At 32.1% G+C, this 12,114-nt stretch carries 8 protein-coding genes; 6 read left to right on the forward strand and 2 right to left on the reverse strand.

All coding sequences use genetic code 11. The annotated features are described in order from the left end of the window. Window positions 1-104 precede the first annotated feature (104 nt). Window positions 105-515 carry a hypothetical protein gene (locus tag JV173_RS06420; protein ID WP_205735482.1) on the forward strand — a complete coding sequence of 137 codons (411 nt, stop codon included), beginning with the start codon at window positions 105-107 and terminating at the stop codon, window positions 513-515. A 72-nt stretch (window positions 516-587) separates the two neighbouring features. Further along, entirely contained in the window at window positions 588-935 is a 348-nt protein-coding gene (locus JV173_RS06425; RefSeq protein WP_205735483.1) for a cysteine hydrolase family protein, read from the forward strand. A gap of 42 nt (window positions 936-977) precedes the next feature. Here JV173_RS06425 and JV173_RS06430 read toward each other — a convergent pair whose 3' ends face one another. Then, complete coding sequence (locus JV173_RS06430) at window positions 978-3,191, reverse strand: ABC transporter ATP-binding protein/permease (RefSeq protein WP_205735484.1); 2,214 nt, start codon at window positions 3,189-3,191, stop codon at window positions 978-980. A gap of 136 nt (window positions 3,192-3,327) precedes the next feature. Between JV173_RS06430 and JV173_RS06435 the strand changes: the two genes are divergently transcribed. After that, the gene (locus tag JV173_RS06435; protein WP_205735485.1) at window positions 3,328-4,545 is read left to right on the forward strand and encodes a hypothetical protein; all 1,218 of its coding nucleotides are present in this window, start codon (window positions 3,328-3,330) and stop codon (window positions 4,543-4,545) included. A gap of 95 nt (window positions 4,546-4,640) precedes the next feature. Then, the gene (gene asnA, locus JV173_RS06440; RefSeq protein WP_205735486.1) at window positions 4,641-5,645 is read left to right on the forward strand and encodes an aspartate--ammonia ligase; all 1,005 of its coding nucleotides are present in this window, start codon (window positions 4,641-4,643) and stop codon (window positions 5,643-5,645) included. Between the two features lie 56 nt (window positions 5,646-5,701). On the opposite strand, the gene JV173_RS06445 is transcribed toward asnA, so the two are convergent. Beyond that, window positions 5,702-6,295, reverse strand: coding sequence for a TetR/AcrR family transcriptional regulator (locus tag JV173_RS06445; RefSeq protein WP_205735487.1), 594 nt, complete (start codon window positions 6,293-6,295; stop codon window positions 5,702-5,704). Between the two features lie 174 nt (window positions 6,296-6,469). Between JV173_RS06445 and JV173_RS06450 the strand changes: the two genes are divergently transcribed. Together JV173_RS06450 and JV173_RS06455 are read left to right on the forward strand one after the other, a co-directional pair. Next, window positions 6,470-9,100: an InlB B-repeat-containing protein gene (locus JV173_RS06450; protein WP_205735488.1), complete on the forward strand. Its 2,631-nt coding sequence runs from the start codon at window positions 6,470-6,472 to the stop codon at window positions 9,098-9,100. A 211-nt stretch (window positions 9,101-9,311) separates the two neighbouring features. Beyond that, window positions 9,312-12,074 (forward strand): ABC transporter substrate-binding protein, encoded by a 2,763-nt coding sequence (locus tag JV173_RS06455; RefSeq protein ID WP_205735489.1) that lies wholly within the window; start codon window positions 9,312-9,314, stop codon window positions 12,072-12,074. The last annotated feature ends 40 nt before the right edge of the window (window positions 12,075-12,114 follow it).

Genomic DNA, 12,114 nt, shown 5'->3' on the forward strand with positions numbered 1-12,114 from the left:
GACCTTAACAGCATGTTGGGCCTTTTTAATTTAATTAATCAGAAAAATATAAAGATTCTACTATAATTAAAGAGACATCATAAATATAAGTAGAGGATGTAACAATGCAATTAAAAGAATTTCAAACAGGTGTTGGAGAAATTATCATGTACTGTCAATGTATAGAACATGATATGAAATGGATTTACGCAGGTTTAATTAATGAATCATATATTGAAAACTTTAATGCAGTAGAAAAATTTACATTAGGACAAGTCGTTAAAGAAATTAGAGATAAAGATTACTTAGATAATATGCGTTGGTTTTCCAAAGATGACTATAAACTTTTATCTGAAGTTATTGGAATTAGAAACTATTGGGCACATCATGCATTTAGAGACTTTGTGTATGAAGGGTTAAAGAGTGAAGAATATAAAAAAGTTTCTGCTAGATTATTAAATGATAAAAATAAATTAGGTAAGATTTCTCAAGTTGTAGAAAAATTAAGAGTTAAAATATTTACAAAAGGTATATAAAATATTTCGTGAAAGAAGATGATGAAATGAATGCTGCACTACTAGTTATTGATATGCAAAAAGCCTGTTGTTATGATTAGAGATATTGAAGAAGGGGATGGTCCTGACTATCAATATATCTCTGGTTTAGAAGTGGATAAGAGCGACATTGAAATTACAAAAGTTTTCAATAACAGTTTCTGGCAAACAAATCTTGATCAAATATTAAAAGAAAAAAGGATAGATACTGTCATTATTTCAGGTAATGCACTTGAACACTGTGTAACAGCTACATATTTTGGTGCGAAAGAACGAGGTTATCGTGTGCTTTTCCTACAACGAGGTATTGTTGCTGAATTTAATGAAAATCTTCAAAGATTATATTTTGAAAAACCGTTAGTTTCATATGCTGCACTCGCTTCAATGTTTAAATCAAAATAAAAGAACCCAACCATAATCCGTTGGGTTTTATTTTGTATAAAACTATAATTTAAATTTTATTGAATCAATTGCTTGTTTTTTATTATGAATAAATACAGGTATTAATCCGATTAAAGTTATAAAGACTAGACTTAATAGTAAGAATGACATTAGAAGTAAATAATTGACTTTAAGAACATCATTTACACCAAGTAAGTTTTCTAAATAAAGATTAACTAGTGGGATAACAATTAGGACAATTACCATTGAACTAATGATTGAAATAAATCCAATAATCAAGAGTTCATATCCAAAGGATTTAGTGATGTCTTTTTGGTCTGCACCAAGTGTTTTTAATATACCAATTTCGTTTGCTCGTTCAATGATTGAAGTATAAGTTGTTAAACCAATCATTGAAATTGAGGTTATTAAACTTACGATAATAAATCCATAACCTAATATATTAAAGAAATTGAATGCATTTCTCGCAAATGAAAGTCCCAGTTCGGCTTTATCAAGCGGTATTATTGTATTAAGTGTATACGATTCAATATACGAAAGTACTGCTAATTTAGACGTATGATCTTTAGCTGAAATTCGATAGCTATTTGGATAAAGTGCATAGCCTAATGACTTTAATGCATTTGATTTAGGCTGATTATCTTGGAACGGAAGACCGGTTAAAATGTTTGAGTCCATGGTTAATTGTTTAGTGACGATATCAGATGATTCATTCTCTTGATAGAGTGCTTCATAATCACTATAATTTATATATAAACCAGGGTTTAAACTGAAATATTCATAATCATTTTTTTGTCTAATAATTTTAGATATTGAAACTGTACGATATAAAGATGGATTTAATGTGTTCAAATCTTTTTGAATATATTGATTTGGATTGATTTCTTCATATAAATCATAATTTGGAATGTAGTATATAACGATATTTCCAAGTGTTTCAAAAGAGACAGCTTGATTTGTTGGTAACCCTAATCGATTGATAATATTGTAAGGCACTCTGTTATAGTTATCTAAAATCAGTGTTAATTGATATTCAGTATTTTGATTTGGGTTTTGATACAAGACATCAAATTCTTTAGTTAACTGATTTTCACTTTTAACCATGGGATCAATATCTAAATTTAAGAATGAATAAGTGTTATTTAAGTTTCTTATGAAATTTAAATTAATGTCATAGATAAAGCTTAATTGTTCTACAAGATTTAAATCTAATCCCTTCATATATTGATAGAAGTTGTTATCAAGGGTATTTAAGTGCACATATTCATTTTGAATGTTTGCAGGTAAGATGTAACTAAAATTAGGATATTTAGGAAAGTCATCTGCAGGTTCAATAGATTTCATTGTAAGTGAAATGGTATCTATTTCAATAGGGAAAACATCAACTAATCGTTGCTCGTTTTGATCAATATAACCATTTAAAGCTTGATTAAATTGAAAACTTAATGCAATCCCTACAATTGATACAACTAATATGATTGTAAGCATCAATGTTCTTATTTTATGAATAGATAAGTTTTTAAAAGCATATGTAAACAAAACTTTATTTTTAAGTTTGGTTTTCTTTAAAGTTAAGTCAATTTGATTGTCTGTTTGAATTGTTGAGCTAGATGTTAATTCTTTATGATCCAGTTTAAAAATATAATCAGAATATACTTCAAGCATTTCCTTATCATGGGATACAATTAATACCAGTCTTTCTTTGGAAATGGCCTTAAGAATGGAAATGACTTCATTTGCTTGATCAAAATCAAGTGAGCCAGTAGGTTCATCAGCTAAAATGATAGAAGGATTTTTTATTAATGTTCTAGCAATTGAAACTCGTTGTTTTTCCCCACCTGATAAGTTTTGTGTTTTATCAAATAATAGATGTGAAATATTAAGATTGGTTGCTATTTTTCTAATTTCAATATCAAAGTTTTCCAGTTCAATACCTGCAAAGGTTAATCCCATTTTGATGTTTTCATAAACATTTAAAGTAGGAATGAGTTGATGATCTTGAAAAATGAATCCAATATGGTTTCTTCTAAAGTGTGACTTTTCTGATTCAGTAAACTTTGTCACTTCAAGACCATGAATAAATATATCACCATCAGATGGTTGATCGAGTAAACCAATCAAATTAAGGAGTGTAGTTTTACCGGTACCACTTTTACCCGTGATACCAATTAAACCTCTTGAAGGTAGATCTAAGTTTAAATCTTGATATATGGTTTTATTTTGATAAGTTTTGGTAAGATTTTTAATTTGGATCATAAAATCCCCTATTCATGTTTCTGTTTCTACTTCAATTATAACTAATTTAGTTAAAAAGCATTTAATAAGTAAGAACTTAAGTTGTTTATTTATTAAAAATAAGATACAATGAACTTATAAAGTGAGGGATAGTGAGATGAAAAAAATTTATTTAGTTTTAACCTTAATCTTTACGTTGGTACTGGTTGCTTGTACAGAAACTGAAAAGACGAATCCTCTACCGGATTTATCTGGACAAGATGAGGTTGAACTTTCAATTACAGAAAAAATCGAATTTTTAAATGAAATTGAATTAGATGAACTATATTTTGATAGAGTTCTTATGGAACAATTTGCAAAATTCAGCATGGATTATGAAAATCAAGTGGACAGAAATTATGGTGGTGGCGATACTCAACAATCTATGACTTCAATCAAAGCATCATTAGATTATCTATCTAGAAGTTATATTGATTTAGGTGCTAATCCAAGTCAAACTAAAATGCTACAAGCAATTGATAAGTTAGATTTTGAAGCGAATGTAAGAAGCGTCAACAAGATTAAGTCTAATAATCAAACAACTTATGACCAAGATGATACGTTTGCTTTTGATATTAATGTATCCGATTCATTCTTATATATTGCAAACAAAAATTTATTCTTACAATACAATGGTACATTTGATCTTTCAATTCAACAAAAAGGACAAGCTAAGAAAACTGTTGATGCTCAATATGATATGGTAAGAGAAAAACCTAATACAGAAGAAGACCAATTTACACAAGCAGATTATGATCAAATTAGGCAAATGCTTCAACAATTAACATTGGACAGCTTTGAAATTCCTTCAGATTTCGAAGAAGGTGAATTTGAAGAAGAATTAGCTACTTTTAATGATCTCGTTAAAATCTATCAAAGTGGCGATTTATATACAATCCGCTTACACTTAACTAAAGCAATGATTGATGATTTAATTGACCTTGCAGTAGAGAATTTTAAATTAGCATATGGACAACCAACTTCAGAAGATCAATTTGAACAATTTGATGAAGCTATTGCAGCTTTAAAAGCAGCATTAAAATCATTTGAAATTGACTTTAGAATTGAAATCTTAGATAAGAAAGTTGATAGAATTTTATTCTTTGCAGCGGGTGAATTTAGTGATTTTGATTTTGATGTAGAATACGATGGTATGGGTGAAGAAAATCAAAAATTAGACCTTGTGGTTGAAAAGTTTGGATTCATTTTAGATTTCACACCAGAAACTCCAGCATTACCAACTGCATCTGACCTTGAAGCATTTGTAGCTGTTGACAGTCCTCAAATCCAAGAATTATTTGAACAACTTCAAAGTTTATCAAACCCATCAATGTAAAAAGTTTTAAGGGGCTCTTTAGAGTTAGAGCCTCTTTTTTTTCGCATTTTAAAAAAGTGATAAAATGGATATAAATATTTATCAAGGGGATATCGATGCAAAAAAGATCTTTTATACCTGAATCTTATCAGTCTAAACTGAATTTATATGAAACTCAAACAGCAATTGGATTTATTAAAAATACATTCCAAGAAGCACTCAGTCAATATTTGAATTTAAAGCGTGTATCTGCACCACTTTTTGTCTTACAAGAAACTGGCATAAATGATGGTTTAAATGGTGAAGAACCTGTTTCATTTATGGTAAAGAATTTAAATAAAAAAGCGGAGGTTGTACATTCACTAGCCAAATGGAAAAGAATGGCTTTATACCGCTATGATTTCCATGTGGGAAATGGATTATATACAGATATGAACGCAATCCGTAAAGAAGAAGAACTTGATAATCTACATTCTTTATATGTTGACCAATGGGATTGGGAAAAAGTGATTGATAAAAAAGATCGTACAATTGATTATCTAAAAGATACTGTAAGAAGCATTGTAAAAGCAATCCACCACACGTCTATACTTTTAAAAAGAAAATACCCAGCACTTGAATTTATTGCCCCAGATGATGTTTTCTTTATTGATTCTCAAGCCTTAGAAGATATGTTTCCTAACCTAACACCTAAACAAAGAGAAAATGAAATTGTTAAACAACATCCATGTATTTTTATTAAAAGAATTGGATACCCACTTTTAAGTGGTATGCCGCACGATTTACGGGCACCAGACTATGATGACTGGTTATTAAATGGAGACTTATTATACTACCACAAGACTTTAGATATGGCTGTTGAAATTTCAAGCATGGGAATACGTGTGGATCATAACAGTTTAGTTAGACAACTTACAATTTTAAATAAACTTGATGATTTAAAATATCCATATCATTCAATGATTAAAGATGAAATCTTACCTTACACAATTGGTGGTGGTATAGGTCAATCAAGATTATGTTTATTACTGCTTGAAAAAGCACATATCGGTGAGGTTCAATCATCTATTTGGGACCAAGAAACCATTGAACTTTGTAAGGATAAAGCTATCCTTATATAGTGTATATAATATAGAAAGAAAAAAGCGACTGAAATCAGTCGCTTTTGATTTTAAATTTAGTCTTGAATTTGGAAATAATCCATAAATAAATTAATATGATTTCTAAATAATAATTCATATCTTATTAAGAAACCATCTGGATTTTCATCTAAGAATCTTTCATAGAAATGATATACGAAGAATGAGTGATACATCTTAGCAGCAAGTACTGGATCATCTTTTCTCATTAAACCTTTATCCATTAAAGATTTGAAGTAATATCCATAAGCACCACGAGGTTTTTGAACAAACTCTAAATGAATGAGTTGTCGTAATCTTTCAATTTGAAATTGAAGTGGCATTAAGAGCCTAGTGAGTCTTTGGATGTTTGGTTGTTCGAAAAAGTTATTTGTTTCAATTGAAACATTCGTGAAGAATTGTCTTGGGCTAAGATCCGTTCTTTTAAATAAAGGATAAACATGTGCTGCCATCTCTTTAATTAATGAAGCTGCGATATCCATTAAAATATCTTCTTTAGATTTATAGTGATTATAAATTGAAGAAGCTTTAATGCCAACACTTTTCGCAAGATCCCTCATACCTAAGTTATTATATCCGTGCGTTGAAAAAAGCTCGATTGCATTTTGATAGATTAATTCTTTAGTTGACATCTTAGGCACCCCTTTACGAACGTTGTTATATTACAATTCTAATCACTGTTAGTGGTTTTGTCAATGTTTAATTTAGATATTAAAAATTAGATTCAAAATATCTCTTTACATATCACTTACATTTTTATTTATAATATGGTATTATATTTGTAATTTTTTCAAAGGAGAGACAACATGAAGAGTTTTTTTAAATACATTCTAGCATTTATGTTTGTATTATTAATCGTCGCTTGTACTCCAGCTGATGAAACACCTATTGATGAAGAACCAATCGAAGAAGAGCCTGTACAATATACAGTCAATTTCGATTCAAAAGGTGGTTCAGCTGTTGCAGCACAAACAGTCGATGAAGATGGAAAAGCAACTAAACCTGCTGATCCAACTAAAGAAGGATTTACTTTCGTTCATTGGTATTTAGATAATGAAGATTTAGCTTTTGATTTCAATCAACCGATTACTGCAGATATTACTTTATCAGCAAGTTGGGAAGAAATTGAAGAAGAAGAACCAATTGAAGAACCAACAAATGAGGAAAAGATTCAAGCAGATATAGATGCGCTTGAACAAACTTTATACGTTGACTATAGAACATTAGCATTATCCACTAAGGGTTCAGTAAATGGTTCAACAATTAAATGGACAATTCAATCTAAATATATCGCATCAAATGGTATTATCTTACCGGTATTACCTTCTGATGATATTGATTTAGAAACTGAAGTTGTAGCAGAATTTACATTAGGTCAAACTAAAGTTAATTATGCATTCCCTGTTCAATTATATAGAGTATCTGAAGTTGTACTTACAGAAGAACGTGATGTACCATTTACAAATGTTACAACAGAATATGATGTTCCAAGCGGTGACTTAACACTTCTATTTGAAGAAGGTGGTTCAGTACCTTACGTTAGAGTTGTTGATTTCTTTAATCTTTTAAGAGGATTTATTGATCCAGAATTAGATATCACATTTGAAACAGATGAAACTTCTTTATTCATCCAATATTTCTATTACGATGAAGAAGAAGATTACACTTATGATTTAAATATTACAATTGATGCAGTAACAAATACATTTACAACACCTGACCCAGGTTTCTATTGGGCATATGTTTATTCAACATCAACAAACTACGGACGTCATATTACGTATGTTAGAGACCATGAAGGTGCATATTTCAATAGTGGTGATGATTTAGTTTATGATTTAACACCATTTAATATGGATGTTGTCATGTATGAAGGTGAAGTTGTTGTTCCTTATTATATAGCGAACCAATTATTTGCAGGATCATCATACTATAACGTTTATTACAACTACGATGGCTTATATGGTATTTATGCATTACCATCATCAGGTACAGATGAATATCGTGCAATTCGTAATTCATCAGTAAATAATACCTCAGTTCCTAAAGATTTAGCAATCCATTCTTTTAATTTCTTAGCGTTTGCTATGGACAATTTCTATGGATTAAAGGATATTATGAATGTAGATACTTATTATGAATTATTATTTAGTAAGAAAAATCAATTATTAACAACAACTGCAAGAGATTACGAAACAGCTTTATTTGAACTTATTAATAAATCAATTGATGAACCACATACATCATATGGATATCCTGGTTATTATAACCGTGCATCCTATGCTGGTCCTCAATTAACTGCACTTGGACAAATGGGACCTCGTGGACAATCATTCTACAATGATGGTTTATATGCAACAGATGATGCGATTGCAGCTAAATGGGGTATCACAGGTTCAGGTTGGGCTGCATATGATCCGAAACGTCCATTATACTGGTTCTTAGATGCTGCTAAAACATCTGTTGTCTTATCACTTGATGATTTCAATACATCAGATATTCAAGAATCAGCAACTTGGGATCAATCAATTGTTAATGGTATTATTAAACAAAATGTTGAAAACTACTTACCTCAATTAAGTGGTGGTAATAAATATTTCTTCTACAACCAATCAAATTTAGAAGATAATATTATGGAATTACTTGTTAAAGGTTTAACGGAGTCAGATGTTGATGACTATAAATTAGCACTTCAAGGAGTGGGCTTTGAAGCATCAGCTGTTGGATTCTCTAAAGTTGATGGTGACAAGAAATATAATGTTTCTGTTAAATATGATGCAACATACAAACTTGCATATCTTGGATTCTATGTAGAAGATATAGAAACTGCAAACGGTGCACCATTAACAGCAACCATTATGGATTTAATTATTGATGATTCAGCGGTTTATATGGAAATGCAACTTGAGTTAATCACATCACTTGCTCCAGATTTAGAATCTATTATTTTAGATATCTCATGGAACACTGGTGGTAACGTTGGTGCTTTATATAGAGTCGTTGGTTTTATTACGGATCAACCATTTTCAGTATCAAGTATTGATGGTGATACCGGTGGCGAATCAACTTCATATGTAAAAATTGAAGGCGTGCCTACATACGCACACCTAAACTGGGGTCTTTTAATTACTAAGACTTCATTCTCAGCAGCAAACTCACTTGCTACGATTTTCCAAGACAATCAATTAGGACCAATCATCGGTGTTCAATCTGGTGGTGGTGCATCTTCAATTACGCCTATCCTACTTCCAAACGGTACAGCATTCACAATGTCTTCAAATAACATTAATGCGTATCGCACAGGTGCAGGTACAGAAGAAGATCCATACGTGTATCATTCAAATGAATTCGGTATTGTACCGACACACCCAGTTTCAATGAACCAAATTTATGACAATACAATCTTACTTGGTATCTTAGCTGAAGTGTATTCATAAGATAAATTGACAATTTAGCGTATTCAAAATTTAAGAATGCGCTAAATTTTTATAAAAAAAAGGCTAAATTTATGCGTTTTTTCAAAAATAAGCCAAAAAAATGCATTTTCCTGTTAGAAAACGTTTTCAAATTTTCAAAAAATTGTTGCAATTCAAATTTGTATGATATAATAATTCACAAATTATTTATGAAGAGAGAGGAAAAATAATTATGCTAAAGAAATTAATGTCATTTGCTTTAGTTGCTTTTGCAGCCCTCGCGTTAATCGCGTGTGTGGAAACTCCACCGGCTGAAGAAGAAACATTTACAGTGACTTTTAACTCCCAAGGCGGTTCAGCTGTTGCTGCTCAAACCGTTAAAGATGGAGAATTAGCAGTAGAACCAGAAGACCCAACTAAAGCTTTCGATCAAGATGGATCAGGCTATCAATTCGTTGGTTGGTATACTACTGCAGAAGGTACTGGTAGTCCTTACAATTTCGAAACACCTGTTACTGGTGATTTAACATTATTCGCTAAATGGTCTCATCATCAGGTTGTTAGATTTAACACTAAGACTGCCGCAACAATCGAACCTGTATTCTTAGGGGAAAATGGTGGTACAGTTGCTGCTGCACCAGCTGCTCCAGTAAGAGAAGGATTCACATTCGGTGGTTGGTTCAGAGGTAAAGCTGGTCTAACTTGGTTAGAACCACAAGCTGTATCATTCCCATTAGAAGTTTCAAGTTCAACAGTATTATATGCATACTGGGAACCAGTAAACTCTAAGACTGTTACTTGGTCAAATGGTGAAACATACTTCTCAAGCTTCACGGCTGATACTACAATCATCTTAAACCCATTAGTTTACCAATTCTCACATGAAGATGGTTTAATTGGTGACTTAGCAACTTCTTTATATACTACTGAAGTTGACTGGGATAAAGCTATCGCTGATGGCGTTGCTGACTACGTTGGTGATTTCTCTAAGATTTCAGCTAAAGAATACTCAGTTGAAGCGTTAGACTACTCAACAATTTTAGTTGGTGCGACATCATTCCCTAAAGACATTGAAGGCGATGACTTCACTGTTGATGGTAAATATGATAGAACTCAAGCTACTCAAGTAACAAGAAATCAATGGATTTTTGAAATCAGAGAAGATATCTTCTTCGAAGATGGCACACAAGTTACTGCGCATACTTACGAGTATACTTTAAAACAATTCTTAGATCCAAAACAAAATAACTTCCGTAAGACTTCTTATTATAAGAATGCTACAAACACTCAAGGTTTCCCAATCTTAAATGCTGCTGAATATAACTTAGGTTACGACGATAAAGGTACTACAAGTACTGATGACGACGTAGAAGTTACAGTAACTTGGGACCAAGTTGGTTTTGAAGTTATCGATGACTTCACTTTCAAAGTGACTACATGGCAACCAGTTTCTCAAGCTGCTGCTGTAGGTTTCGGTAATATCAGATTAGTTCATCCAACAGCTTATGATGCTTCATTAAACGCTGAAGGAACTAACTCAACTTATGGTACACCTGCAAACCCATACATTTCTTATGGTGCTTATATCATCAAGAACTGGGCTGAAAACCAAAGAATCGTACTTAACAAGAATTACAACTATGTTAAGAAAGATGTAATCAACTACAAATCTGTAGTTTATGAAATAGTTGCAGACATCCCTGCTCGTATGGCTTTATTCGAACAAGGTGGTTTATCTGGTGTTGGTTTAATTTCTCCATACTATGAAGCTTATGCAGAAAATCCAAACGTTTATAAATCATGGGATGGTTATCCACAATATATCATCTTAAACTATGCTCCATCTCAATTAACTGAAAATCCATATCAAAAACCTGCGATCATGCAAGATGCAAGATTCCGTCAAGCGTTATTATATGGTTTCAACAGAACTGCTTTCGCTAATACTGTTTATGCACCAAATACTGCTACAATTTTACCAGTTCCGCTAGACACTAAAGCGTATATCCAAGATGCATTATACTATTCACAATCACCAGCTCACGCTGCTGTATTAGAAGCTCATGGTATTACTGCAGGTACTGAAGGTTATATCTTAGAACGTGCTCAACAATTATTCAATGATGCTTTAGCAGACTTCAAAGCTGCTAACCCAGAACATACTGGTCCAATCACACTTAAGTTCATTTCTGATAATGCTCCATTATCAATGGATTTAGCTAACTGGATTAAAGAAGCATATGAAACTGCATTCAACACTCCTGGTCAAAAAGATAAATTAGTGATCGAAATCGTTTCACAAATCGCTGCTGCAACTAATGCATTACGCGCTGCATACGACTTCGACCTATACTTAGCTTCAGTTGGTTTCGGTGCATCATATGGTATCCATTGGCAAATGGCTGGTCTTCCATTCTTAGGTGGTTTACTTGCATCACAATTCGGTCTACAAGGACCATTTGATGAAACAGGTGCTGATTACTCAGATATCTTATTAGAAGATGTTGAAATTGATTTAACAGCTACTTATGAATACTTATCAGAACTTGGCGAAGATTACATCTATCAATTAGATGCTGATGATGAAGATGCATTACCAGGTTACATCTACTTATGGGAATCAATGCAAGCTGAAGAAGATAAAGAAGCGGGTATCTTCCGTGGTAACTTATTAGACTTAGCATTCGTTGTTTACTCAGAAGCTGTTCCTTATGATGCAACTGCTCAAGAACCATTCCCAGGTGCTACTCAAGATGTATGGGCTATTACAGCTGCATTTGAAAATGCATTCTTAGAATTAGTTCCAATGGTTCCAACAGTTACTCGTTCATCAGCTGTTATCTATGCTGACAACGTTAAGATCTTATGGCCAGATTACTCTTCAGCATTCGGTTGGGGTTCAAACAGATATCGTTACCTATCAACTGACGCTGACTTCGAATTTGGTATTTACAATGCTCACCAAGTAGCTTTCGAAGCTGCACAAGCTGAATAATTTAACCTAGTTTAATTTGTTTTAAAAAATTACATGTACG

The organism is Acholeplasma equirhinis (assembly GCF_017052655.1).
Taxonomy (GTDB): domain Bacteria; phylum Bacillota_I; class Bacilli_A; order Acholeplasmatales; family Acholeplasmataceae; genus Acholeplasma; species Acholeplasma equirhinis.